General features: G+C 66.1%; 13 protein-coding genes, 1 tRNA gene and 3 rRNA genes. 16 read left to right on the top strand and 1 reads right to left on the bottom strand.

Annotated elements, in window-relative coordinates:
* The first annotated feature begins 86 nt into the window (after positions 1-86).
* The 6 genes from OG246_RS41010 to OG246_RS40985 all read left to right on the top strand — a co-directional run bounded on the left by OG246_RS41010 (position 87) and on the right by OG246_RS40985 (position 8,400).
* Positions 87-1,772, top strand: coding sequence for a ribonuclease J (locus OG246_RS41010; RefSeq protein ID WP_266474420.1), 1,686 nt, complete (start codon positions 87-89; stop codon positions 1,770-1,772).
* Between the two features lie 506 nt (positions 1,773-2,278).
* Positions 2,279-3,806, top strand: a 16S ribosomal RNA gene (locus tag OG246_RS41005).
* Positions 3,807-4,126: 320 nt separating this feature from the next.
* Positions 4,127-7,250: ribosomal RNA gene (locus OG246_RS41000) — 23S ribosomal RNA — on the top strand.
* An 87-nt stretch (positions 7,251-7,337) separates the two neighbouring features.
* A 5S ribosomal RNA gene (gene rrf, locus OG246_RS40995) occupies positions 7,338-7,454 on the top strand.
* The 16S, 23S and 5S rRNA genes sit together here, the layout of an rRNA operon.
* A 113-nt stretch (positions 7,455-7,567) precedes the next feature.
* Complete coding sequence (locus OG246_RS40990; RefSeq protein ID WP_266475058.1) at positions 7,568-8,230, top strand: DegT/DnrJ/EryC1/StrS family aminotransferase; 663 nt, start codon at positions 7,568-7,570, stop codon at positions 8,228-8,230.
* Between the two features lie 97 nt (positions 8,231-8,327).
* Positions 8,328-8,400 (top strand) — tRNA-Thr (locus OG246_RS40985).
* A 61-nt stretch (positions 8,401-8,461) separates the two neighbouring features.
* Here OG246_RS40985 and OG246_RS40980 read toward each other — a convergent pair.
* Entirely contained in the window at positions 8,462-11,203 is a 2,742-nt protein-coding gene (locus tag OG246_RS40980; RefSeq protein WP_266474418.1) for a SpoIIE family protein phosphatase, read from the bottom strand.
* A gap of 316 nt (positions 11,204-11,519) precedes the next feature.
* On the opposite strand from OG246_RS40980, the gene OG246_RS40975 reads away from it, so the two are divergent.
* The 10 genes from OG246_RS40975 (at position 11,520) to OG246_RS40930 (ending at position 26,295) form a co-directional block, all read left to right on the top strand.
* Positions 11,520-17,021, top strand: coding sequence for a HAMP domain-containing protein (locus OG246_RS40975; protein WP_266474416.1), 5,502 nt, complete (start codon positions 11,520-11,522; stop codon positions 17,019-17,021).
* A 256-nt stretch (positions 17,022-17,277) separates the two neighbouring features.
* A complete protein-coding gene (locus OG246_RS40970; protein ID WP_266474415.1) occupies positions 17,278-17,961 on the top strand; it encodes a two-component system response regulator in 684 nt (227 codons plus the stop codon).
* A gap of 181 nt (positions 17,962-18,142) precedes the next feature.
* Entirely contained in the window at positions 18,143-20,866 is a 2,724-nt protein-coding gene (locus OG246_RS40965) for a DNA translocase FtsK (RefSeq protein WP_266474414.1), read from the top strand.
* A gap of 264 nt (positions 20,867-21,130) precedes the next feature.
* On the top strand, positions 21,131-21,979 hold the full coding sequence (locus OG246_RS40960) for a RodZ domain-containing protein (RefSeq protein ID WP_266474413.1): 849 nt from the start codon (positions 21,131-21,133) through the stop codon (positions 21,977-21,979).
* Positions 21,980-22,070: 91 nt separating this feature from the next.
* On the top strand, positions 22,071-23,546 hold the full coding sequence (gene rimO, locus OG246_RS40955) for a 30S ribosomal protein S12 methylthiotransferase RimO (protein WP_266474411.1): 1,476 nt from the start codon (positions 22,071-22,073) through the stop codon (positions 23,544-23,546).
* Complete coding sequence (pgsA, locus tag OG246_RS40950; RefSeq protein ID WP_266474409.1) at positions 23,543-24,256, top strand: CDP-diacylglycerol--glycerol-3-phosphate 3-phosphatidyltransferase; 714 nt, start codon at positions 23,543-23,545, stop codon at positions 24,254-24,256. Before rimO ends, pgsA begins: the two co-directional genes overlap by 4 nt.
* A complete protein-coding gene (locus OG246_RS40945; RefSeq protein WP_266474407.1) occupies positions 24,253-24,798 on the top strand; it encodes a CinA family protein in 546 nt (181 codons plus the stop codon). Before pgsA ends, OG246_RS40945 begins: the two co-directional genes overlap by 4 nt.
* A gap of 109 nt (positions 24,799-24,907) precedes the next feature.
* Positions 24,908-25,285, top strand: a complete 378-nt coding sequence (locus OG246_RS40940) for a helix-turn-helix domain-containing protein (protein ID WP_266474405.1) — start codon at positions 24,908-24,910, stop codon at positions 25,283-25,285.
* Positions 25,286-25,435: 150 nt separating this feature from the next.
* The gene (locus OG246_RS40935) at positions 25,436-25,921 is read left to right on the top strand and encodes a Dps family protein (RefSeq protein WP_266474404.1); all 486 of its coding nucleotides are present in this window, start codon (positions 25,436-25,438) and stop codon (positions 25,919-25,921) included.
* 98 nt (positions 25,922-26,019) lie between these two features.
* A complete protein-coding gene (locus OG246_RS40930; RefSeq protein ID WP_266474402.1) occupies positions 26,020-26,295 on the top strand; it encodes a hypothetical protein in 276 nt (91 codons plus the stop codon).
* Position 26,296: the final 1 nt, after the last annotated feature.

Here is a 26,296-nt window from a genome sequence, read left to right as displayed (position 1 = left end):
AACCCACATGACAACTGCTACTGCACGAACGTCACGCGCGCCACGTGCCTTGCCAGGTACGTGGCGCGCGTGGTGAGGAGAGTCTTTTGAGTCATCCGCATCCTGAACTCGGCGCCCCGCCGAAGCTCCCGAAGGGCGGCCTCCGTGTCACCCCGCTCGGCGGTCTCGGTGAAATCGGCCGGAACATGACGGTCTTCGAGTACGACGGCCGCCTACTGATCGTCGACTGCGGAGTGCTCTTCCCCGAGGAGGAGCAGCCCGGAATCGACCTGATCCTGCCGGACTTCACGTCCATCAGGGACCGCCTCGACGACATCGAGGGCATCGTCCTCACGCATGGTCACGAGGACCACATCGGCGGTGTCCCGTTCCTCCTTCGCGAGAAGCCGGACATCCCGCTCATCGGCTCCAAGCTGACCCTCGCTCTCATCGAGGCGAAGCTCCAGGAGCACCGCATCCGCCCCTACACGCTCGAAGTCGCGGAGGGTCACCGAGAGCGCATCGGTCCCTTCGACTGCGAGTTCGTGGCGGTCAACCACTCCATCCCGGACGCCCTCGCGGTCGCCATCCGCACCCCTGCGGGCATGGTGGTCCACACCGGCGACTTCAAGATGGACCAGCTCCCGCTGGACGGCCGCCTCACGGACCTGCACGCTTTCGCGCGTCTGAGCGAGGAAGGCATCGACCTTCTCCTCTCGGACTCGACGAACGCCGAGGTCCCGGGCTTCGTCCCGCCCGAGCGCGACATCTCGAACGTGCTGCGCCAGGTGTTCGCCGGCGCCAGCAAGCGCATCATCGTGGCGAGCTTCGCCAGCCACGTGCACCGCATCCAGCAGATCCTGGACGCGGCCCACGAATACGGCCGCAGGGTCGCCTTCGTCGGTCGCTCGATGGTCCGCAACATGGGCATCGCGAGGGACCTGGGCTACCTGAAGGTCCCGCCGGGTCTCGTCGTCGACGTCAAGACGCTCGACGACCTGCCGGACAGCCAGATCGTTCTGGTCTGTACGGGGTCCCAGGGCGAGCCGATGGCCGCACTGTCCCGTATGGCCAACCGCGATCACCAGATCCGCATCGTCCAGGGCGACACGGTGATCCTCGCGTCGTCGCTCATCCCGGGCAACGAGAACGCGGTCTACCGCGTCATCAACGGCCTGACCCGCTGGGGCGCCCACGTGGTCCACAAGGGCAACGCCAAGGTGCACGTCTCGGGCCACGCGTCCGCGGGCGAGCTCCTGTACTTCTACAACATCTGCAAGCCGAAGAACCTGATGCCGGTTCACGGCGAATGGCGCCACCTTCGGGCCAACGCCGAGCTGGGCGCCCTCACCGGTGTCCCGCACGACCGCATCGTGATCGCCGAGGACGGCGTCGTCGTCGACCTCATCGGCGGCAAGGCCAAGATCTCCGGCAAGGTCCAGGCGGGATACGTGTACGTCGACGGCCTCTCGGTCGGCGATGTGGGCGAGCCCGCGCTCAAGGACCGGCGCATCCTCGGCGACGAGGGCATCATCTCGGTCTTCGTGGTGATGGACGCCAGCACCGGCAAGATCACCGGCGGCCCGCACATCCAGGCCCGCGGCTCAGGCATCGACGACTCGGCCTTCACCGACGTCATCCCGAAGGTCAGGGAGGTCCTGGAGAAGTCGGCCCAGGACGGCGTCGTCGAGCCCCACCAGATGCAGCAGCTCATCCGCCGCACGCTGGGCAAGTGGGTCTCGGACAACTACCGCCGGCGCCCGATGATCCTCCCGGTCGTCGTCGAGGTCTGACCCTCGCACGCGCCAACCCGGAGCGGGGCGCCTCGATTTGCATCGAGGCGCCCCGCTCCAGTACGTTTACGGCTCCGCCTGAACGGGAACCCGGATCGCCTCGTGCGCCGGAACCAGTCCCCGAACGGGGCGGGAATTCCGACTCAGAACTTCTGATAAAGTCGGAGCCGCTGGAAAGGGAAACGCGAAAGCGGAAACCTGGAAAGCACCGAGGAAATCGGATCGGGAAACGGTCTGATAGAGTCGGAAACGCAAGACCGAAGGGAAACTGCCCGGAGGAAAGCCTGAGAGAGTCTCTCGGGTGAGTACAAAGGAAGCGTCCGTTCCTTGAGAACTCAACAGCGTGCCAAAAATCAACGCCAAGTTTGTTGATACCCCGTCTCCAGTCATCATGGCTGGGACGAGGTTCCTTTGAAGTAAAACATCAGCGAGGACGCTGTGGACCGTGGGGATTATTCCTCTCCTCGGTTCCGCTCTCGTGGTGTCGTCCCGATTACGGGAAAACATTCACGGAGAGTTTGATCCTGGCTCAGGACGAACGCTGGCGGCGTGCTTAACACATGCAAGTCGAACGATGAAGCCCTTCGGGGTGGATTAGTGGCGAACGGGTGAGTAACACGTGGGCAATCTGCCCTTCACTCTGGGACAAGCCCTGGAAACGGGGTCTAATACCGGATAACACTCCTGCCCGCATGGGTGGGGGTTAAAAGCTCCGGCGGTGAAGGATGAGCCCGCGGCCTATCAGCTTGTTGGTGAGGTAGTGGCTCACCAAGGCGACGACGGGTAGCCGGCCTGAGAGGGCGACCGGCCACACTGGGACTGAGACACGGCCCAGACTCCTACGGGAGGCAGCAGTGGGGAATATTGCACAATGGGCGAAAGCCTGATGCAGCGACGCCGCGTGAGGGATGACGGCCTTCGGGTTGTAAACCTCTTTCAGCAGGGAAGAAGCGAAAGTGACGGTACCTGCAGAAGAAGCGCCGGCTAACTACGTGCCAGCAGCCGCGGTAATACGTAGGGCGCAAGCGTTGTCCGGAATTATTGGGCGTAAAGAGCTCGTAGGCGGCTTGTCGCGTCGGTTGTGAAAGCCCGGGGCTTAACCCCGGGTCTGCAGTCGATACGGGCAGGCTAGAGTGTGGTAGGGGAGATCGGAATTCCTGGTGTAGCGGTGAAATGCGCAGATATCAGGAGGAACACCGGTGGCGAAGGCGGATCTCTGGGCCATTACTGACGCTGAGGAGCGAAAGCGTGGGGAGCGAACAGGATTAGATACCCTGGTAGTCCACGCCGTAAACGGTGGGAACTAGGTGTTGGCGACATTCCACGTCGTCGGTGCCGCAGCTAACGCATTAAGTTCCCCGCCTGGGGAGTACGGCCGCAAGGCTAAAACTCAAAGGAATTGACGGGGGCCCGCACAAGCAGCGGAGCATGTGGCTTAATTCGACGCAACGCGAAGAACCTTACCAAGGCTTGACATACGCCGGAAAGCATCAGAGATGGTGCCCCCCTTGTGGTCGGTGTACAGGTGGTGCATGGCTGTCGTCAGCTCGTGTCGTGAGATGTTGGGTTAAGTCCCGCAACGAGCGCAACCCTTGTTCTGTGTTGCCAGCATGCCCTTCGGGGTGATGGGGACTCACAGGAGACTGCCGGGGTCAACTCGGAGGAAGGTGGGGACGACGTCAAGTCATCATGCCCCTTATGTCTTGGGCTGCACACGTGCTACAATGGCAGGTACAATGAGCTGCGATGCCGCGAGGCGGAGCGAATCTCAAAAAGCCTGTCTCAGTTCGGATTGGGGTCTGCAACTCGACCCCATGAAGTCGGAGTTGCTAGTAATCGCAGATCAGCATTGCTGCGGTGAATACGTTCCCGGGCCTTGTACACACCGCCCGTCACGTCACGAAAGTCGGTAACACCCGAAGCCGGTGGCCCAACCCCCTTGTGGGGAGGGAGCTGTCGAAGGTGGGACTGGCGATTGGGACGAAGTCGTAACAAGGTAGCCGTACCGGAAGGTGCGGCTGGATCACCTCCTTTCTAAGGAGCATCTAGGCCGCCAGGCATTGTCTGGTGGTCCAGGGCCAGTACATCGGCGTACGTCCGGTGCTGGTTGCTCATGGGTGGAACGTTGATTATTCGGCACTCTCAGTCATCTCGGGCTGCAAGTACTGCTCTCGCAAGGGAGCGTGGAAAGCTGATCATGAGTGGCGAGGGTGCCGGGCACGCTGTTGGGTGTCTGAGGGTACGGACTTTGAGTCTGGATCTTCAGTGCCGGCCCCGGTGAAAATCTGCTTCGGCGGGTTGTGACGGGTGGTTGGTCGTTGTTTGAGAACTGCACAGTGGACGCGAGCATCTGTGGCCAAGTTTTTAAGGGCGCACGGTGGATGCCTTGGCACCAGGAACCGATGAAGGACGTGGGAGGCCACGATAGTCCCCGGGGAGCCGTCAACCAGGCTTTGATCCGGGGGTTTCCGAATGGGGAAACCCGGCAGTCGTCATGGGCTGTCACCCATACCTGAACACATAGGGTATGTGGAGGGAACGCGGGGAAGTGAAACATCTCAGTACCCGCAGGAAGAGAAAACAACCGTGATTCCGGGAGTAGTGGCGAGCGAAACTGGATGAGGCTAAACCATATGCGTGTGAGACCCGGCAGGGGTTGCGTATATGGGGTTGTGGGATTTCTCTTTCACGGTCTGCCGATCGTGAGACGAGTCAGAAACCGTTGATGTAGGCGAAGGACATGCGAAAGGTCCGGCGTAGAGGGTAAGACCCCCGTAGTCGAAACGTCAACGGCTCGTTTGAGAAACACCCAAGTAGCACGGGGCCCGAGAAATCCCGTGTGAATCTGGCGGGACCACCCGCTAAGCCTAAATATTCCCTGGTGACCGATAGCGGATAGTACCGTGAGGGAATGGTGAAAAGTACCGCGGGAGCGGAGTGAAATAGTACCTGAAACCGTGTGCCTACAAGCCGTGGGAGCGTCGGAGTGCATGCTTGCATGCACTCTCGTGACTGCGTGCCTTTTGAAGAATGAGCCTGCGAGTTTGCGGTGTGTTGCGAGGTTAACCCGTGTGGGGAAGCCGTAGCGAAAGCGAGTCCGAATAGGGCGATTTAGTAGCGCGCTCAAGACCCGAAGCGGAGTGATCTAGCCATGGGCAGGTTGAAGCGGCTGTAAGAGGTCGTGGAGGACCGAACCCACCAGGGTTGAAAACCTGGGGGATGACCTGTGGTTAGGGGTGAAAGGCCAATCAAACTCCGTGATAGCTGGTTCTCCCCGAAATGCATTTAGGTGCAGCGTCGTGTGTTTCTTGCCGGAGGTAGAGCACTGGATAGGCGATGGGCCCTACCGGGTTACTGACCTTAGCCAAACTCCGAATGCCGGTAAGTGAGAGCACGGCAGTGAGACTGTGGGGGATAAGCTCCATGGTCGAGAGGGAAACAGCCCAGAGCATCGACTAAGGCCCCTAAGCGTACGCTAAGTGGGAAAGGATGTGGAGTCGCACAGACAACCAGGAGGTTGGCTTAGAAGCAGCCACCCTTGAAAGAGTGCGTAATAGCTCACTGGTCTAGTGATTCCGCGCCGACAATGTAGCGGGGCTCAAGCGTACCGCCGAAGTCGTGTCATTCCAGCACATACCCCCAACGGGGGCTGGGATGGGTAGGGGAGCGTCGTGTGCCGGGTGAAGCCGCAGCGGAAGCTAGTGGTGGACGGTTCACGAGTGAGAATGCAGGCATGAGTAGCGATACACACGTGAGAAACGTGTGCGCCGATTGACTAAGGGTTCCTGGGTCAAGCTGATCTGCCCAGGGTAAGTCGGGACCTAAGGCGAGGCCGACAGGCGTAGTCGATGGATAACCGGTTGATATTCCGGTACCCGCTGTGAAGCGTCAAACATTGAACCAGGCGATGCTAAGTCCGTGAAGCCGCCCCGGAGCCTTCGGGCAAAGGGGAGTGGTGGAGCCGACGGACCAGACCTGCAGTAGGTGAGTGATGGGGTGACGCAGGAAGGTAGTCCATCCCGGGCGGTGGTTGTCCCGGGGTAAGGGTGTAGGGCGTTGTCCAGGTAAATCCGGACAGCACATAGCCTGAGACCTGATGCCGAGCCGATTGTGGTGAAGTGGATGATCCTATGCTGTCGAGAAAAGCCTCTAGCGAGTTTCATGGCGGCCCGTACCCTAAACCGACTCAGGTGGTCAGGTAGAGAATACCGAGGCGTTCGGGTGAACTATGGTTAAGGAACTCGGCAAAATGCCCCCGTAACTTCGGGAGAAGGGGGGCCATCACCGGTGATAGCACTTGCTGCTTGAGCTGGGGGTGGCCGCAGAGACCAGCGAGAAGCGACTGTTTACTAAAAACACAGGTCCGTGCGAAGCCGTAAGGCGATGTATACGGACTGACGCCTGCCCGGTGCTGGAACGTTAAGGGGACCGGTTAGTCACTCTTCGGGGTGGCGAAGCTGAGAACTTAAGCGCCAGTAAACGGCGGTGGTAACTATAACCATCCTAAGGTAGCGAAATTCCTTGTCGGGTAAGTTCCGACCTGCACGAATGGCGTAACGACTTCTCGACTGTCTCAACCATAGGCCCGGTGAAATTGCACTACGAGTAAAGATGCTCGTTTCGCGCAGCAGGACGGAAAGACCCCGGGACCTTTACTATAGTTTGATATTGGTGTTCGGTTCGGCTTGTGTAGGATAGCTGGGAGACTGTGAAGCTTGAGCGCCAGCTCAGGTGGAGTCGTCGTTGAAATACCAGTCTGGTCGTGCTGGATGTCTAACCTGGGTCCGTGATCCGGATCAGGGACAGTGTCTGATGGGTAGTTTAACTGGGGCGGTTGCCTCCTAAAGAGTAACGGAGGCGCCCAAAGGTTCCCTCAGCCTGGTTGGTAATCAGGTGTTGAGTGTAAGTGCACAAGGGAGCTTGACTGTGAGACCGACGGGTCGAGCAGGGACGAAAGTCGGGACTAGTGATCCGGCGGTGGCTTGTGGAAGCGCCGTCGCTCAACGGATAAAAGGTACCCCGGGGATAACAGGCTGATCTTCCCCAAGAGTCCATATCGACGGGATGGTTTGGCACCTCGATGTCGGCTCGTCGCATCCTGGGGCTGGAGTCGGTCCCAAGGGTTGGGCTGTTCGCCCATTAAAGCGGTACGCGAGCTGGGTTTAGAACGTCGTGAGACAGTTCGGTCCCTATCCGCTGCGCGCGCAGGAATATTGAGAAGGGCTGTCCCTAGTACGAGAGGACCGGGACGGACGAACCTCTGGTGTGCCAGTTGTCCTGCCAAGGGCATGGCTGGTTGGCTACGTTCGGGAGGGATAACCGCTGAAAGCATCTAAGCGGGAAGCCTGCTTCGAGATGAGTATTCCCACCCCCTTGAGGGGTTAAGGCTCCCAGTAGACGACTGGGTTGATAGGCCAGATGTGGAAGCCCAGTAATGGGCGAAGCTGACTGGTACTAATAGGCCGAGGGCTTGTCCTCAGTTGCTCGCGTCCACTGTGTTGGTTCTGAAACCACGAACAACCGTCGTAGCCATGCCACGGCTCCGGTTGACAAGTTTCACCGTGTTTCGGTGGTCATAGCGTGAGGGAAACGCCCGGTTACATTCCGAACCCGGAAGCTAAGCCTCACAGCGCCGATGGTACTGCAGGGGGGACCCTGTGGGAGAGTAGGACGCCGCCGAACTATCTTTAGAGAGCTGGTCCCTGAACTTCGGTTCAGGGACCAGCTCTTTTTTGTTTTGCGTTACTTGAAATTCACGTTGCGCGACCAACATCCACTACATGGGTACTGCCGCAATGCTCAGGGCCGCGGGCGTAGGAGCCGGTGACGAGGTCATCGTGCCGGCCTTCGGGAACGTCGAGGTCGCCGAGGCCGCCGCCGAGGCCGGTGCAGCCGTCGCGTTCGCCGACATCGACCCGATGACGTACTGCCTGGACGCCGACGCGGTCGAAGCCGTCGTGACTCCGCGGACGGCGGCCATCGTCGTCGTACACCGCTTCGGGCGGTCTGCGGACATGATGCGGCTGCGGGAGATCGGACAGCGGCACGGGCTTCTGGTGCTGGAGCAGGGCGAGTCCGAGGCGCCGTACGACGAGATCGCGCAGCGTAGGGCGCGGGCCGCGTATCTCGATGCGCGACTGCGCGGGGTGAGGACGCCGGACGGGGGCGACGGGCACACGTACCAGCAGTACGTCGTGCGGGTGCCGGGCAATGGGCGGCCGGACCGCGACGCCTTCGCACGGGCCGTGCGCGCCAGGGGAGTTGAGTGCCGGGTGCCGGTGAAGACGCCTGTGCACCGTATGGCCGGGTTCCGTCGGGACGTGTACCTTCCGGAGACCGAGCGGGCCGCGGACGAGACACTCGTGCTGCCCGTGGACGCGGCGTTGACCAAGCGGGAGATGCAGCGGATCGTCTCCGCGTGCAATGCGCTCGGCGGACTGGTGCAGCCCGCGCTCTGACCCAACGGGACGGGCGTACGGGACGGGTTGGGAACACGCTTCCGTTCGGGGTATGATCTATCTCGTTGCCGCGAGGGAAACCTCGAAAAGGCGACTGGCCCCCCTAGCTCAGTCGGTAGAGCGTCTCCATGGTAAGGAGAAGGTCAACGGTTCGATTCCGTTGGGGGGCTCGAGAGATAAAGGGCCTCCGCCCTTACGGGCGGGGGCCTTTGTCGTATCCCGAAGCGTTTCTCAGTCCTTCTGGAGGCCCGGAACGCGCATCGCCAGAATCGCCATGTCGTCGGACGGGGCGTCGGAGGCGAAGCGTTCGACCGCGCGCATGATGCGGGCGGCCACCGCGCCGGCTGTGAGGCCTGTGCAGGTGGTGAGGACGTCGATGAGGCCGTCGTCGCCGAGCATGCGGGTGCCCTCGCGGCGTTCCGTGACGCCGTCCGTGACGCAGAGGAGCACGTCGCCGGGGTCGAGCGTGATGGTCTGTTCGTAGAGCTCCAAATCGTCCATGACGCCCAGCAGTGGCTGCGGTTCGGCAGCCGGCTCGACTGTGCCGTCCTGGCGCAGGCGGAGCGGGAGCGGGTGGCCGGCGCAGACCACCTTCAGGAGCGCCGAGCCGTCCTCCTGGGGCCACAACTCGCCGTACAGGAGCGTGAGGAAGCGGCTGCGGGCTCCCTCGTCGAGGATCGCGGAGTTCAGGCGCTCCAGGACGGCCGGGCCGGTGAAGCCCTCGCGGGCGAGCAGCCTGAGAGCGTGCCGGGCCAGGCCGGTGACCGCCGCTGCCTCCGGGCCCGTACCGCAGACGTCGCCGATGGCGAAGCCGTACGCGCCGTCGCGGATCGGGAAGAGGTCGTAGAAGTCGCCGCCGACCTCATTGCCCTCGCCGGCCGCTCGGTAGATGACCTCGACCTCGACGCCCTCGATGTGGGGGAGTTCCGGGGGCAGGAGGCTGCGCTGGAGGGACTGGCTGATGGCCGTGCGCTCCGAGTACAGGCGGGCGTTGTCGAGGGCCAGGGCGGCCCTGCGGCTCAAGTCCTCGGCGAGTTCCAGGATTTCCTGGCGGAAGTGCTCGTCGGAGGGCTTGCCGAGGGTCAGCATGCCGATGACGCGGTTGCGGGCCACCAGGGGGAGTACGACCGTTTCGCCGCCGACTGCCGCGGCTGTGGCGAGAGTTGTGCCGATGCCCGAGCTGAGCGACGCGCGTTCGCCGAGGCTGCGCATGGAGGTGCGCAGCGCTGCCTCGTGGGCCGCCTCGCCGGGTGCCGACCAGACTCGGGCGCCCGGGGTGGGGACCGGGTCCGGCGGGGCGATCTTCGACAGCAACGCCTTGAGACCGTCGATGCGTTCCTCGTCCTCGTGCAGGACGTACGAGAGATACGGCTCGGAGGCCTGGTCGGCGATCGTGTAGACGGCGCACCAGGTGGCCAGGGTCGGGACCGTCATCTGGGCCATCAGGGCCAGTGTCTGGTCGCGGTCCAGGGTGCCGGCGAGCAGGTCGGAGGCCTCTACGAGGAAGGAGAGTGAGCCGCGTCGCAGGCGTTCCAGCTCGCCCAGGCGGGCGGATTCCACCGCGAGCGCGATGCGGTCGGCGGCGAACTGGAGGCGCAGGGCCTCCTCGTTGGAGTATCTGCCCTGTCCCTCGGCGGCGACGCCGAGTGAGCCGGTGAGGCGGCCCTCGACCTTCAGCGGGACCGTGACGACCGAGCGCATGCCGGTGCCGCTCAGGAGGGGCACGGCGCCGGGGACGACCGTCAAGTCCTCGTGTACGGCGGGCATACGGGCCGAGCCGTACCGTCCGGGGCCCGCTTCGACGGGGACGCGGGCGAATCGCTGGCGGGCGGAGGGGAGGCCGGTGGACGCTCGTACCTCCAACTCCGTTTCGTCGTCGGTCGCCAGGAGCAGGAAGGCGGAGTCGCCGTCGAGCATGTCGCGGGCGCGCTCCACGGTGCGCTGGAGGAGGCCGTCCAGGTCGTCGGGGGCCGGGGAGCCGATGAAGACCTCGAAGGGGTCGGAGGCCTGGCCCTCGGAGCTGGTGGTGGTGTCGGTCGCCGAGACGCGCAACGGGGTCTGGAGGACGGCGCGTTCGTGGTCCCGTACGAGAAGGCAGACCGTGGACGGCTCGCCTCCCGTGTCACGGACCCGGAGGTGCGAGGCGTAGACGGGAGTTACCCGGCCGTTGGCGCCGCGGACGCCGTACGTGCCTTCCCAGCGCGAGAGTTGGAGGGCCTCGACGATGCCGGTGCTGGTGCCCGGGGTGTGCGGCCAGGCGGCGAGGTCGGTGAGCGGCTTGCCGATGACCAGCTCGGCCGTGTAGCCGAAGAGATCCTCCGCGTCCTCGTTCCACGCGTTGATCGCGCCGGTCCGGTCGATCTGGACGACCGCCACGCGTACCCGGCCGTCGGCGAGCGGGAGGAGGTCGGCCGGCAGGGCCGGGCCCGCGGTGCGTGTGCCCACCGCGCGCTCGGGGAGTTCCAGCTGGAACCAGACCTGCTTCTGCGTGGGTGTGTACTCGACGCCCCAGCGGCCTGCCAGGGCCGCGCAGAGCTGGAGGCCGCGGCCGCCCTCGTTGTCCGGGCTGCCCATGTTGACAGCCGTTCCCTGGAGTGGAATTTCACGTTCCGGGTAGCGGTCCGCCACCTCGATGCGCACGCCGTCGTCGCTGCGCAGACACAAGACGTCAGCGGAGGTGCCCGCATGTACTACGGCATTGGTGACCAGCTCGCTCGTGAGGACCACGGCGTCGTCGACGATGTCGGCGAAGCCCCAGCCCTGGAGGGTGTCACGTACGAAGGAGCGGGCGGTCGCGACCGATCGCCCCACGGGATCGAAACTGGCGGCCGCGCGCGCGGTGATCACAGAACTCCTTGTCCGGTTTTCGGCATGCGAGGCTCCGTGGCCGACCCGCTCCTGCCGGGGCAGAACGTGGTTCCCCGTCGGTCGGGGATCCTGGGGCGGTCCCCCAGGATGCAGTCCGGTGGTCATGGTGCGGCGCCCCTCCGATGCCTGCCCGCTCGTGCTCGTGCCACCGCCCAGGCCGGACGGGACCGGCGCGGCTGGACAGCCGCATGCAAGGTTACTTACCTTCGCCGTCCATGCGGATGCCGGTCGCACTGTTTCCGCCCTGAGGTGTGCGGACGGTGTGCGAAGCTGCCGAACTGTTATGGCCTGGTTCAGGCATGGTGAAACACTGGGCAAGCTTCAGGAGAAGGTCCGGGCAGGGTGAGTGCCTTCCAGAACGCCGAGCAGTAGTACCCGAGTACGCCAAGCAGTAATGGTCGACCCTTGTGGGAGGGACACAGTGGAGTCTGGCGCAGCGACGCGGGGCACTGAGACGCGCGCGAAAGGCGGACGGTCCCTGAACAACCAGCGCCCACCGCGCAACGGCACCACCGAGGTGGATACCGCTGCGCTGAACCGGCTGATGGCAGCCCTGGTGTCGATGCGGGACGGAAACTTCCGCAAGCGGCTCACGGTCTCCGGCGACGGCGTGATGTCCGAGATCGCGGCGGTTTTCAACGAGGTGGCCGACCGGAATCTGCATCTGACGGGTGAGTTGTCGCGGGTGCGGCGCATGGTCGGGCGTGAGGGAAAGCTCACGGAACGGCTGGAAGCGGGGGCCTCCGAGGGGTCCTGGGCGGCCGCGATCGACGCCTCGAACGCGCTCGTCGACGATCTCGTACGGCCCGTCTCCGAGGTCGGCCGGGTGCTGTCGGCGGTGGCGGAGGGCGATCTGTCGCCGCGGATGGACCTGCGGGCGCAGGCGGCGGACGGGAACGGGCACCCGCTGCGCGGTGAGTTCCTCAAGGTCGGGCGCACGGTCAACAACCTGGTCGACCAGCTGTCGACGTTCACCGATGAGGTCACGCGCGTGGCCAGCGAGGTGGGTACCGAGGGCAAGCTGGGCGGGCAGGCCCGGGTGCGCGGTATGTCCGGTTCATGGAAGGACCTCACGGACTCGGTCAACACCATGGCGTACCGGCTGACGGCTCAGGTGCGTGACATCGCTCTCGTGACGACGGCGGTCGCCAAGGGTGACTTGTCCCGGAAGGTCACGGTTCACGTGGCCGGCGAGATGCTGGAGCTGAAGGAAACCGTCAACACGATGGTGGACCAGCTCTCTTCGTTCTCCTCCGAGGTGACGCGAGTCGCGCGCGAGGTGGGTACGGAGGGTGAGCTCGGCGGCCAGGCCAAGGTGCCTGGTGTGGCGGGTGTGTGGAAAGACCTCACCGATTCGGTGAATCTTATGGCCGGGAATCTGACGGCCCAGGTGCGCGGGATCGCGCAGGTCACGACAGCGGTCGCCAGCGGTGATCTGTCACAGAAGGTGACGGTTTCCGCGCGTGGTGAGGTGGCGCAGCTCGCCGAGACCATCAACCAGATGACCGAGACGCTGCGGACGTTCGCCGACGAGGTCACGCGCGTCGCGAACGAGGTCGGTGGCGAGGGGCGGCTCGGCGGGCAGGCGAACGTGCCGGGTGCGGCGGGTACCTGGAAGGACCTGACGGACTCCGTCAACACGGTCTTCCGGAACCTGACCACTCAGGTGCGCGACATCGCCGCGGTGACGACGGCCGTGGCCAACGGTGACCTCTCGCAGAAGGTCAGCGTCGAGGTCGCCGGCGAGATGCTGGAGCTGAAGAACACCGTCAACACGATGGTCGACCAGCTGTCGTCCTTCGGTGCCGAGGTCACGCGCGTGGCGCGCGAGATCGGTGTCGAGGGTGAACTGGGCGGCCAGGCGCAGGTGCCGGGCGCGGCGGGTACGTGGAAGGACCTGACGGACTCGGTCAACACGGCCTTCCGGAACCTGACCGGTCAGGTCCGCAACATCGCGCAGGTGACGACGGCGGTCGCCAACGGCGATCTGTCGCAGAAGGTCACCGTCGATGTCTCCGGCGAGATGCTTCAGCTGAAGAACACCGTGAACACCATGGTGGATCAGCTGTCCTCGTTCGCCGACCAGGTCACGCGGATGGCCCGGGACGTGGGCACCGAGGGCCGCCTCGGCGGTCAGGCCCGCGTGGACGGCGTATCGGGTACGTGGAAGGAACTCACCGACTCCGTCAACTTCATGGCGGGGAACCTGACTTCGCAGGTACGGCAGATCGCGCAGGTCACGACCGCTGTGGCCCGGGGCGATCTCTCCCAGAAGATCGATGTGGACGCGCGCGGCGAGATCCTGGAGCTGAAGAACACCATCAACACGATGGTCGACCAGCTCTCCGCCTTCGCGGACCAGGTGACGCGGGTGGCGCGTGACGTGGGTACGGAGGGGCGGCTCGGCGGGCAGGCGCAGGTGCCCGGTGTCGCCGGTGTGTGGCGTGACCTGACGGACTCCGTGAACGGCATGGCGGGCAACCTCACCGCTCAGGTGCGGAACATCGCGCAGGTCGCGACTGCGGTGGCCCGCGGTGACCTGTCGCAGAAGATCGACGTGGACGCGCGCGGCGAGATCCTGGAGCTGAAGAACACCCTCAACACGATGGTGGACCAGCTCTCGAACTTCGCCGAGCAGGTGACGCGGGTGGCCCGCGAGGTGGGCACCGAGGGGCAGTTGGGCGGCCAGGCCGAGGTGCAGGGTGTCTCCGGCACCTGGAAGGACCTCACCCAGTCGGTGAACTTCATGGCGAACAACCTCACCATTCAGGTGCGGAACATCGCCGAGGTCACGACGGCGGTCGCCAAGGGTGACCTCTCGAAGAAGATCACCGTCGACGCGAAGGGCGAGATCCTCGAACTCGTCACCACCGTCAACACGATGGTCGACCAGCTGTCCAACTTCGCCGAGCAGGTGACCCTGGTGGCCCGCGAGGTGGGCACCGAGGGCAACCTGGGCGGCCAGGCGCGGGTGCCGGGTGTCACGGGCATCTGGAAGGACCTGAGCGACAACGTCAACGTGATGGCCAACAACCTGACCAACCAGGTGCGGAACATCTCGCAGGTCGCGGCCGCGGTGGCCAACGGTGACCTCACCAAGAAGGTCACCGTCGAGGCGAGCGGTGAGGTCGCGCAGCTCGCCGACACCGTCAACACGATGGTGAAGACGCTGAGTTCGTTCGCCGACCAGGTCACCAAGGTGGCCCGCGAGGTGGGCACGGACGGCATCCTCGGCGGCCAGGCGCACGTACCGGGGGTCGCCGGCACGTGGAAGGACCTCACCGAGTCCGTGAACGGCATGGCGTCGAACCTCACCGGCCAGGTGCGCAACATCGCGATGGTCACCACGGCCATCGCGAAGGGCGATCTGACCAAGAAGATCGACATCGACGCGCGCGGCGAGATGCTGGAGCTCAAGACCACCATCAACACGATGGTCGACCAGCTGTCCTCCTTCGCCGAGGAGGTCACCCGAGTCGCCCGCGAGGTGGGCACGGAAGGCCAGCTGGGCGGCCAGGCGCGAGTACGTGACGTCGACGGCACCTGGCGCGACCTCACGGAGTCCGTGAACGAGATGGCCGGGAACCTCACCCGGCAGGTGCGTGCCATGGCGCGCGTGGCGACCGCGGTGACCCGCGGCGACCTGAACCTGAAGATCGACGTGGACGCCTCCGGCGAGATGCAGGAGCTGCAGGACTACATCAACAAGATGATCGCCAACCTGCGCGACACCACCATCGCCAACAAGGAGCAGGACTGGCTCAAGGGCAACCTCGCCCGCATCTCCGCCCTGATGCAGGGCCGCCGCGACCTCGACGACGTGGCCTCGCTGATCATGAGCGAGCTGACGCCTGTCGTCGCCGCGCAGCACGGTGCGTTCTTCCTCTCCATGCCGCTCGTCGACGGCAAGGACGCGACGGCCGAGGACGAGGACGCGTACGAGCTGCGGATGCTCGGGTCGTACGGCTACTCGATGGGCTCCATGCCGACCTCCTTCCGGCCCGGTGAGGCGCTGATCGGGACGGCCGCCAAGGAGAAGCGCACGATCCTCGTGGAGAACGCTCCGAGCGGCTACCTGAAGATCTCCTCCGGGCTCGGTGAGGCGCCGCCGGCGCAGGTGATCGTCCTTCCGGTGCTCTTCGAAGCGACCGTGCTCGGCGTCATCGAGCTGGCGTCCTTCACGCCGTTCACGCAGATCCAGAAGGACTTCCTCAACCAGATCGCCGAGATGATCGCGACGAGCGTCAACACCATCTCCGTCAACACCAAGACGGAGGTGCTGCTGAAGCAGTCGCAGGAGCTGACCGAGCAGCTCCAGGAGCGGTCGGCCGAGTTGGAGAGCCGGCAGAAGGCACTCCAGGACTCCAACGCACAGTTGGAGGAGAAGGCCGAGCAGCTCGCCCAGCAGAACCGCGACATCGAGGTCAAGAACACCGAGATCGAGGAAGCCCGGCAGGTCCTGGAGGAGCGCGCCGAGCAGCTCGCCGTCTCGATGCGCTACAAGAGCGAGTTCCTGGCGAACATGTCGCACGAGCTGCGTACGCCGCTCAACTCCCTGCTGATCCTGGCCAAGCTGCTCGCCGACAACGCGGACTCGAACCTCACCCCGAAGCAGGTGGAGTTCGCCGAGACGATCCACGGCGCGGGCTCGGACCTGCTCCAGCTGATCAACGACATCCTCGATCTGTCGAAGGTCGAGGCGGGCAAGATGGACGTGTCCCCGACACGCATCGCGCTGGTCCAACTCGTCGACTACGTAGAGGCCACTTTCCGTCCGCTGACGGCAGAGAAGGGCCTCGACTTCTCCGTACGTGTGTCGCCGGAACTGCCCGCCACGCTGCACACCGACGAACAGCGCCTCCTCCAGGTGCTGCGCAACCTGCTGTCCAACGCGGTGAAGTTCACCGACTCCGGAGCGGTCGAGCTGGTGATCAGGCCCGCCGGCGCGGAGGTTCCGGTGGCCATTCGGGAGCAGCTCCTGGAGGCGGGTTCGCTGCGGGACGCGGACGCCGACCTGATCGCGTTCTCCGTGACGGACACCGGCATCGGGATCGCGGCCAGCAAGATGAGGGTGATCTTCGAGGCCTTCAAGCAGGCGGACGGCACGACGAGCCGCAAGTACGGCGGTACGGGCCTCGGGCTCTCCATCTCGCGGGAGATCGCGCGGCTGTTGGGCGGCGAGATCCACGCGCAGAGCGAGCCCGGACGCGGCTCCACGTTCACGCTGTATTTGCCCCTGCACCCCAGCGAACTGCCGCCCCAGGGCTATGGGCAGCTCGCGCCGGCGCTGGAGGCCGGGGAGTTGCTCGCCTCAGAGGCGGAGCTGGCCTCGGCCGGCATCGAGACGCCGGCCGAGGTGAGGTCGTACCAGGACACCCAGAACGGGCCCGCCGCGCTCTTCCGGCGGCGCCGCAGGACGGTGTCCACGGCCGAGCAGCCGAGCGCGCTGACGAGGCAGCCGGACGGCTCCTCGGGCGCGGCTCAGGAGCAGTGGGTGCCAGGGGGCCGGCAGGACGCGGCGCCGCAGCCGCGCCGCGGGATCCGGTTCGAGGGCGAGAAGGTGCTGATCGTCGACGACGACATCCGCAACGTGTTCGCGCTGACCAGTGTGCTGGAGCAGCACGGCCTCTCGGTCCTGTACGCGGAGAACGGGCGCGAGGGCATCGAAGTCCTGGAGCAGCACGACGATGTGACGGTCGTGCTGATGGACATCATGATGCCGGAGATGGACGGCTACGCGACGACGACGGCGATTCGCCGGATGCCGCAGTTCGCGGGGCTGCCGATCATCGCGCTCACGGCGAAGGCGATGAAGGGCGACCGGGAGAAGGCCATCGAGTCGGGCGCTTCCGACTACGTGACCAAGCCGGTCGATCCCGATCATCTGCTCTCGGTGATGGAGCAGTGGATGCGTGAACAGTGACATTCTCTTGTCGGGACCGTCGTCCGGCCGCTCGTTCTCGCATAACTGACTGTGGCCGACGCCGTGTAGAAGTACGGGATTCGGGGAACCTTCTGGTCTCCCGCTACGTTTCTGCTACGTGCACAGTGACATCGCGGTGACAGGGTGTGGCGACAGGCGGGGTGCGGCTACCATGACCGGCACAAGGACGGGCGGCGCAACGGAGTCGTCCCCTGGGGCGGCGCCCGGTGCACTGCCGGGGCGAGGAGGGCGGGCCATGGTGCAGAAGGCCAAGATCCTCCTGGTCGATGACCGGCCGGAGAATCTGCTGGCGCTGGAGGCGATCCTCTCCGCGCTCGATCAGACACTGGTGCGGGCATCGTCCGGGGAGGAAGCGCTCAAAGCACTACTCACGGACGACTTCGCGGTCATTTTGCTGGACGTCCAGATGCCGGGCATGGACGGTTTCGAAACCGCCGCGCACATCAAGCGGCGAGAACGGACCCGGGACATCCCGATCATCTTCCTCACCGCCATCAACCATGGCCCGCATCACACCTTCCGGGGATATGCGGCAGGTGCGGTGGACTACATCTCCAAGCCGTTCGACCCATGGGTGCTGCGCGCGAAGGTCTCCGTCTTCGTCGAGCTCTACATGAAGAACTGCCAACTCCGGGAGCAGGCGGCGCTGCTGCGGCTCCAGTTGGAGGGCGGCGGCAAGGCGACGCTGGGCGAGGCCAAGGAGCCCGCCGGGCTGCTCGCCGAACTCTCCGCGCGGCTCGCGGCCGTTGAGGAGCAGGCAGAGGCGCTGTCCAAGCAGCTCGACGACGACTCGGCGGACGCGGCGGCGGTGGCGACCGCGGCCCATCTCGAACGCAAACTCACGGGATTGCGCAGGGCGCTGGACGCGTTGGAGCCGGGTACGGGGAGTGGCGCGGCTTCGGTGCCGTCGCAGAACTGAGCGGGCCGGCCGGAGAGTGGGCGTACCCCTGGCCGGGTGTCGCCACCAGTGCGGTCGCGTGTGCCAAGCAGTGCAAGGCCGGTGAATCGGCGTCAGTTTCGGGCTCGGGTCCGGGCGACACGAACGGGTGAAGCAGTAGGCACACGTGTCCGCTGTCGTCTCCACCGGTAACCTCACACACATGGCCTCACGTCAGTCCGCAGCCAAGAAGCCGCCCGCGAAGAAGGCGGCCGCTCCGACGAAGGCCCCCGCGAAAAAGGCCGCCGCGAAGAAGGCGCCTGCCAAGAAGGCCGCGGCGAAGAAGCCCGCACCCGCGCCGGCACCTAATCCGACCGCGGGCGTGTACAAACTCGTCCGCGCACTCTGGCTGGGGGTCGCGCACGCCGTCGGAGCGATGTTCCGCGGCATAGGGCGGGGAGCGAAGGGGCTCGACCCGGCGCACCGCAAGGACGGTGTCGCGCTGCTGCTGCTCGGCCTCGCGCTGATCACCGCCGCGGGAACCTGGTCCAACCTGCAGGGCCCCGTGGGCGATCTCGTCGAGATGCTGGTCACCGGTGCCTTCGGCCGCCTCGACCTGCTGGTCCCGATACTGCTCGGCGTCATCGCGGCCCGGCTCATCCGGCATCCCGAGAAGCCCGAGGCGAACGGCCGCATCGTGATCGGCCTGTCCGCGCTCGTCATCGGCGTGCTGGGCCAGGTCCACATCGCGTGCGGGGCGCCCGCGCGCAGCGACGGCATGCAGGCCATAAGGGACGCCGGAGGGCTCATCGGCTGGGGCGCGTCCACCCCGTTGACGTACACGATGGGCGACGTCCTCGCCGTGCCGCTCCTGGTGCTGCTCACGATCTTCGGCCTGCTCGTCGTCACGGCGACTCCGGTCAACGCGATTCCGCAGCGGCTGCGGCTGCTGGGCCAGAAGCTGGGCATCGTCCAGGCCGACGAGGACGAGGACGGCCTCGGGGAGGACGACGAGCGTTACGACGAGCAGTGGCGCGAGGCGCTCCCCGCGCGCTCCAGGAGGCGCTCTCGCGCCCCTGAGGCGTACGACCCCGACAGCGCCGAGCAGGAGGCGCTCACCAAGCGCCGTGGCCGCCCCAGGCGGCCCGCCATGCAACAGCCCGACATGAACCGGCCGATGGACGCGGTGGACGTCGCCGCGGCCGCCGCTGCCGCGCTCGACGGGGCGGTGCTGCACGGGATGCCGCCCTCGCCGCTGGTCGCCGATCTGACGCAGGGCGTCCGCGTGGAGCGGGACGGGTACGAGGAGACGACGCCGGTGCCGGCCGCGCGTGCCAAGGCCGTTCCTGGGGCCAAGCGGCCCAAGCAGGAGATGCTCAAGGTCGAGCCCGTCGTGCCCGACCTCACCAAGGCGGCGCCCGACGCACCCCGTGAGCTGCCCCCGCGCGCGGAGCAACTCCAGCTCTCCGGCGACATCTCGTACTCCCTGCCGTCGCTCGACCTCCTGGAGCGCGGCGGCCCCGGCAAGACGCGCAGCGCCGCCAACGACGCGGTCGTCGCCTCGCTCTCGAACGTCTTCATGGAGTTCAAGGTCGACGCCGCCGTCACCGGCTTCACGCGCGGTCCGACGGTCACCCGGTACGAGGTCGAGCTCGGCCCCGCCGTGAAGGTCGAGCGGATCACGGCGCTGGCCAAGAACATCGCGTACGCCGTCGCCAGCCCGGACGTCCGGATCATCAGCCCGATCCCCGGCAAGTCGGCGGTCGGCATCGAGATCCCGAACACCGACCGCGAGATGGTCAACCTGGGTGACGTGCTGCGGCTGGCCGACGCCGCCGAGGACGACCACCCGATGCTGGTCGCGCTCGGCAAGGACGTCGAGGGCGGCTATGTGATGGCCAACCTCGCGAAGATGCCGCACGTCCTGGTGGCCGGAGCGACCGGTTCCGGCAAATCGTCATGCATCAACTGCCTGATCACGTCCGTCATGGTGCGCGCGACCCCCGAGGACGTGCGCATGGTCCTCGTCGACCCCAAGCGCGTCGAGCTGACCGCGTACGAGGGCATCCCGCACCTGATCACACCGATCATCACCAACCCCAAGCGGGCCGCCGAGGCACTGCAGTGGGTCGTACGGGAGATGGATCTGCGCTACGACGACCTCGCGGCGTTCGGGTACCGGCACATCGACGACTTCAACGAGGCCATCAGGAACGGCAAGGTGAAGCTGCCCGAGGGCAGTGAGCGCGAGCTGAGCCCGTACCCGTATCTGCTGGTGATCGTCGACGAGCTCGCGGACCTGATGATGGTCGCGCCGCGGGACGTCGAGGACTCCATCGTGCGCATCACGCAGCTCGCGCGTGCGGCCGGCATCCACCTGGTGCTGGCCACGCAGCGGCCGTCCGTCGATGTCGTCACCGGTCTGATCAAGGCGAACGTGCCGTCCCGGCTCGCTTTCGCCACCTCCTCGCTCGCCGACAGCCGCGTCATCCTCGACCAGCCGGGTGCCGAGAAGCTGATCGGCAAGGGCGACGGGCTGTTCCTGCCGATGGGGGCCAACAAGCCGACCCGTATGCAGGGCGCCTTCGTGACCGAGGGCGAGGTCGCGTTGATCGTGCAGCACTGCAAGGATCAGATGGCGCCGGTCTTCCGGGACGACGTCACGGTGGGCACCAAGCAGAAGAAGGAGATCGACGAGGACATCGGCGACGACCTCGACCTGCTGTGCCAGGCCGCCGAACTGGTCGTCTCCACCCAGTTCGGGTCCACCTCGATGCTCCAGCGCAAGCTGCGCGTCGGCTTCGCCAAGGCGGGGCGCCTGATGGACCTCATGGAGTCCCGCGGCATCGTCGGACCGAGCGAGGGCTCCAAGGCGCGTGACGTTCTTGTGAAGGCTGATGAGCTGGATGGAGTGCTCGCCGTGATTCGTGGGGAAGCTGAAGCGTAGGGAAACGGGACAGGTCGGTCCCCGTACGAGTGGGTTCGCCGCAGATGGGTATCCGAACGTGACTCACCCGTAAGGGAATAGAGGGCAACCGTTTCCCTTCGGCGTACGTCAAGTTGAGGGAGGGGACACGTACATGTCCCAACATCAGGATGACCGGCCATTCTGATGGCGTAAGAAGTCCCACCGCCCGGTTGCCCCATCCTTTCTTACCCCCCCTAAACTGAACCTCCAGCACAGGTGGCTACACGCTCGAAAGGCGCCCCCGTGTCCATCGGCAATTCCCCCGACGGCAACCCCCCCGAAGACGAGCGTCCGTTCGAAGACGACCGTGCGGCAGAGCAGCCTTCGATCGGCCGTGCCCTGCGGCAGGCCCGTGTCGAAGCCGGGCTGACGGTCGATGACGTCAGCAATGCCACTCGGGTCCGTATCGCCATCGTGCACTCGATCGAGCAGGACGACTTCGGCCCCTGCGGTGGCGATGTCTACGCGCGCGGTCACATCCGGACCCTGGCACGCGCCGTCCATATTGATCCGGCCCCGCTGCTCGCGCGCTACGACGCCGAGCACGGCGGTCGCCCCGCGCCGACGCCGGCCGCACCGCTCTTCGAGGCGGAACGTATCCGTCCCGAGCGGCGCGGACCGAACTGGACCGCCGCCATGGTCGCCGCGATCGTCGCGGTGATCGGCTTCGTCGGTTTCACCGTGGTCAAGGGCGGCGACAGCGGGAGCGACGCGAAGACGCAGGTCGCCGAGGGGTCCACGCCGACCGCCAGCAAGCCTGCGCCCAAGCCGACCGTCACCAAGCCCGCCGACCCGAAGCCGTCCGACAGCGCCATCGCGGCCGCCCCGCAGGACAAGGTGACCGTCCAGGTGAGCGCCCCCGACGGGCGCAGCTGGATCTCCGCCAAGGACCACAACGGGCGGCTGCTCTTCGACGGTCTCCTGGAGCAGGGCCAGTCCAAGACCTTCCAGGACCAGGAGAAGATCGATCTCGTTCTGGGTGACGCCGGCGCCATCCAGCTGCACGTGAACGGCAAGGAAATCAAGGACGAGTTCCAGCCCGGCCAGGTCGAACGCCTGACGTACACGAAGGGCGACCCCGAGGTCGGATAAGCGGCTCAAGGGACATGCGGGCACGGGGTTGGCCAAGATCGGCCAACCCCGTCGACGTGGGCTGTCAGCGGGACGAAGTAGTCTTGAGCCCATGCCTGAACGCCGTACCGTCGCACTCGTCACCCTTGGCTGCGCCCGTAACGAGGTGGACTCGGAGGAGCTCGCAGGCCGCTTGGAGGCGGACGGCTGGCAACTCGTGGAGGACGCCGAGGACGCGGACGTAGCCGTCGTCAACACCTGTGGCTTCGTGGAAGCCGCCAAGAAGGACTCCGTCGACGCCCTCCTCGAAGCCAATGATCTCAAGGGCCACGGGAGAACCCAGGCCGTCGTGGCCGTGGGCTGCATGGCCGAGCGGTACGGCAAGGAGCTCGCCGAGGCGCTGCCCGAGGCCGACGGCGTACTCGGCTTCGACGACTACGCCGACATCTCCGACCGCCTCCAGACCATCCTGAACGGCGGCATCCACGCCGCGCACACCCCGCGCGACCGCCGCAAGCTGCTGCCGATCAGCCCCGCCGAGCGGCAGAGCGCGGGCGAAGAGGTGGCTCTTCCCGGTCACGGTGCTCCCTCGGACCTTCCCCAGGGCGTCGCGCCCGAGTCCGGCCCCCGCGCGCCCCTGCGCCGCCGCCTCGACGGCTCGCCCGTCGCCTCGGTGAAGCTCGCCTCGGGCTGCGACCGGCGCTGCTCCTTCTGCGCCATCCCGTCCTTCCGCGGTTCGTTCATCTCGCGCCGCCCGAGCGACGTGCTCAACGAGACCCGCTGGCTCGCCGAGCAGGGCGTCAAGGAGGTCATGCTGGTCTCCGAGAACAACACCTCGTACGGCAAGGACCTCGGCGACATCCGCCTCCTGGAGACGATGCTGCCCGAGCTGGCGGAGATCGAGGGCATCGAGCGCGTGCGGGTCAGCTACCTGCAGCCGGCCGAGATGCGTCCCGGACTCATCGACGTCCTCACCTCGACGCCGAACATCGCGCCCTACTTCGACCTCTCCTTCCAGCACTCCGCGCCCGACGTGCTGCGCGCGATGCGGCGCTTCGGTGACACCGACCGCTTCCTGGAGCTGCTCGACACGATCCGTTCCAAGGCCCCGCAGGCCGGTGTGCGGTCCAACTTCATCGTGGGCTTCCCGGGCGAGACCGAGGCCGACCTCGCGGAGCTGGAGCGCTTCCTCACGGGTGCGCGGCTCGACGCGATCGGTGTCTTCGGGTACTCGGACGAGGACGGCACCGAGGCGGCGACGTACGAGCACAAGCTCGACGAGGACGTCGTCGCCGAGCGGCTCGCGCGTGTCTCCCGGCTGGCCGAGGAGCTTGTCTCGCAGCGGGCCGAGGAGCGCGTCGGGGAGACCGTGCACGTCCTTGTGGAGTCGGTCGACTCGCCGGAAGGCGCCTTCGGGCGCGCCGAGCACCAGGCGCCCGAGACGGACGGCCAGGTGCTGTTCACGAGCAGCGAAGGTTTGACGGTCGGCCGTATCGTCGAGGCCAAGGTGGTCGGTACGGAAGGTGTCGACCTGGTGGCCGAGCCGCTCCTGGGCTCGCTCCCGTGTACTGAGGAGGCGGGCAGATGACCGGAGTCCCGGCATCCGCGGCGGGCGGCTCCCCCAGCACGAAAGGTGCGGCGGGCGCTCCCGGCGCTCCGGGGGGCGCCAAGCCGGTGCGGGCCGGGAAGCTGGGCGCTGCGGCCGTCAACCAGGCCAGCCTCTGGAACATCGCCAACATCCTGACCATGATCCGGCTCGTACTCGTGCCCGGCTTCGTGGCCCTGATGCTGGCCGACGGCGGGTACGACCCCGCCATGCGCGCGTGGGCCTGGGCGGCCTTCGCCGTCGCCATGATCACCGACATCTTCGACGGCCATCTGGCGCGCACGTACAACCTCGTCACCGATTTCGGGAAGATCGCCGACCCCATCGCCGACAAGGCGATCATGGGTGCGGCGCTGATCTGTCTGTCCTATCTCGGAGATCTGCCGTGGTGGGTGACGGGGGTGATCCTCGGGCGTGAGCTCGGGATCACCCTGCTGCGTTTCGTGGTGATCCGTTACGGGGTCATCCCGGCGAGCCGCGGCGGCAAGCTGAAGACGCTGGTGCAGGGCACGGCGGTCGGGATGTACGTCCTGGCGCTGACAGGCCCGCTGGCCACTCTGCGGTGGTGGGTGATGGCCGTGGCGGTCGTCCTGACCGTGGTCACCGGGCTCGACTATGTGAGACAGGCCATTGTGCTCCGCAGGAGCGGAATCGCCGAGCGCTTGGCGGCCGCCCAGGAGGCGGAGCGGTGAATTCCCTGGCCACTGAAGTGCTTCGACTACTCACGGTGAGGGGCGAGACGCTTGCCGTGGCCGAGTCGCTCACCGGTGGCCTGGTGGCGACGGAGATCACAGCGGTGCCTGGGGCGTCCAGGGCGTTCCGGGGCTCCGTGACCGCGTACGCCACCGAGCTCAAGCACGAACTGCTCGGTGTCGACGCCACTCTGCTGGCCGAGCGCGGTGCGGTGGATCCGCAGGTCGCGGCCCAGATGGCGGCCGGAGTGCGGAAGGCTCTCGGTGCGGACTGGGGCATCGCGACGACCGGTGTCGCAGGGCCTGAACCCCAGGACGGACAGCCCGTCGGCACGGTTTTCGTGGCCGTCATAGGGCCGCCGGACGCGGTATTTGACGCAACTGGTGGCGGGAAAGTCGTACCGCTGCGGTTGAACGGCGGCCGTGCGGAAATCCGTATGGAGAGTGCACGGAGCGTACTCGCACTGCTCCTGAAGGGGCTTGCGGGCGAACAGACCGGTAATGAGCGGGCACAGGATACGGAACAGAACGGGGGGTTTTGATGTTTGCAGCCCTGAGTGAACACGACATTGCTCCCCGCACGGCCGCGGCGCAAGGCGGTACGGTGGGGCGTGAAGGATGCGGCTACGCGGTCCGAGGAGGGAGCCACCGATGATTCTGCTCCGTCGCCTGCTTGGTGACGTGCTGCGTCGGCAGCGCCAGCGCCAGGGCCGTACTCTGCGCGAAGTCTCCTCGTCCGCCCGAGTCTCACTCGGCTATCTCTCCGAGGTGGAGCGGGGGCAGAAGGAGGCATCCTCCGAGCTGCTCTCCGCGATCTGCGACGCGTTGGACGTACGGATGTCCGAGCTCATGCGGGAAGTGAGCGACGAGCTCGCTCTCGCCGAGCTGGCACGGTCGGCTGCGGCCACCGAACCGGTGCCCGCACCGGTGCGTCGCCCGATGCTCAATTCCGTCTCGGTGACCGGTGTGCCACCGGAACGGGTCACGATCAAGGCGCCTGCGGAGGCTGTCGACGTCGTCGCCGCATGACGCTTATGAACTGAGAATGTGTGTGAAGCCCCGGTCGGGGCCTCCAGGGAGACCTGGAGGCCCCGACCGGGGCTTTCGCTTTCCTTCGAGTGACCCAAATTGGCCATATATGCAATGGTTGGTGAGGTCGTAAAGAATCGGAGGATTCTGATGTACGTCGTCAAGAGCTCGCTGTCCGACGCGGACCTGAAGACCGTGTCCGAGGCACTGCAGGGCGCACTGGTCGACTTGATCGACCTCTCGCTTGTGGCGAAGCAGATCCACTGGAACGTGGTCGGACCGCGCTTCCGCTCCGTCCACCTCCAGCTCGACGAGGTCGTGGACACCGCCCGCCTGCACTCCGACACCGTGGCGGAGCGGGCCTCGACTCTGGGCGTCTCGCCCGACGGGCGGGCCGCGACCGTGGCCTCCAGCAGCGGCATCGGCTCGACTCCCGAGGGCTGGGTCAAGGACACCGATGCCGTAGGGGCGCTCGTGGACGCGCTGAGCGCGGTGATCACGCGGATGCGGGAACGGGTGGCGGCGACCGGGGACCCGGATCCGGTGAGCCAGGACATCTTCATCGGGATCACGGCGGATCTGGAGAAGCACCATTGGATGTTCCAGGCGGAGAACGTCCAGGCGGAGAACCGGTGACCTGTCCGCTGCGGTGGCCCGGGATGCGCCTGTGTGCTGCTGGTGCGCCCTGTCGGGCGTGAGGGTGGTGTTCTAGCGTCCGGCTGGAGGTGTTGGCCATGGCGGGGCGGATAGTGCGTTGGGGGGCGGTTCTGGGGCTCGGCGGGCTGTGGTGGTGGAGCGTGCTCCGGCTCGCACTGGCGCCTGACGCGGGGGTTCTGGAGGGGGCGGTCGCGGCCGGCGGATGGGGGCTGAGCCTGCTTCCGGTGCACTGTGTGGCGAAGGCGCGGGCGGCGGGGGCCGTTGGGTCCGATCGGTGGTGGGAGGCGTGGCAGGGGCGCAGGGCTGCTCGGGGGCGCGGGGCGCGCGAGAGGCGTGCGCAGGGTGTGCGGTGAG

Origin of the sequence: Streptomyces sp. NBC_00620 (assembly GCF_026341825.1) — a bacterium.
In the GTDB taxonomy this organism is placed as follows: domain Bacteria; phylum Actinomycetota; class Actinomycetes; order Streptomycetales; family Streptomycetaceae; genus Streptomyces.
Note: the sequence above shows the minus strand (reverse complement) of the source record. Positions and strands in the feature narration are given on the sequence as shown.

Bases quoted from the DNA above. Each gene is read 5' to 3' on its own strand.
- OG246_RS40970 (WP_266474415.1), top strand. From the start codon at position 17,278: ATGGTGCAGAAGGCCAAGATCCTCCTGGTCGATGACCGGCCGGAGAAT.
- OG246_RS40930 (WP_266474402.1), top strand. From the start codon at position 26,020: ATGGCGGGGCGGATAGTGCGTTGGGGGGCGGTTCTGGGGCTCGGCGGG.
- OG246_RS40935 (WP_266474404.1), top strand. From the start codon at position 25,436: ATGTACGTCGTCAAGAGCTCGCTGTCCGACGCGGACCTGAAGACCGTG.
- rimO (WP_266474411.1), top strand. From the start codon at position 22,071: ATGCCTGAACGCCGTACCGTCGCACTCGTCACCCTTGGCTGCGCCCGT.
- OG246_RS40965 (WP_266474414.1), top strand. From the start codon at position 18,143: ATGGCCTCACGTCAGTCCGCAGCCAAGAAGCCGCCCGCGAAGAAGGCG.
- pgsA (WP_266474409.1), top strand. From the start codon at position 23,543: ATGACCGGAGTCCCGGCATCCGCGGCGGGCGGCTCCCCCAGCACGAAA.
- OG246_RS40980 (WP_266474418.1), bottom strand. From the start codon at position 11,203: ATGACCACCGGACTGCATCCTGGGGGACCGCCCCAGGATCCCCGACCG.
- OG246_RS40940 (WP_266474405.1), top strand. From the start codon at position 24,908: ATGATTCTGCTCCGTCGCCTGCTTGGTGACGTGCTGCGTCGGCAGCGC.
- OG246_RS40990 (WP_266475058.1), top strand. From the start codon at position 7,568: ATGCTCAGGGCCGCGGGCGTAGGAGCCGGTGACGAGGTCATCGTGCCG.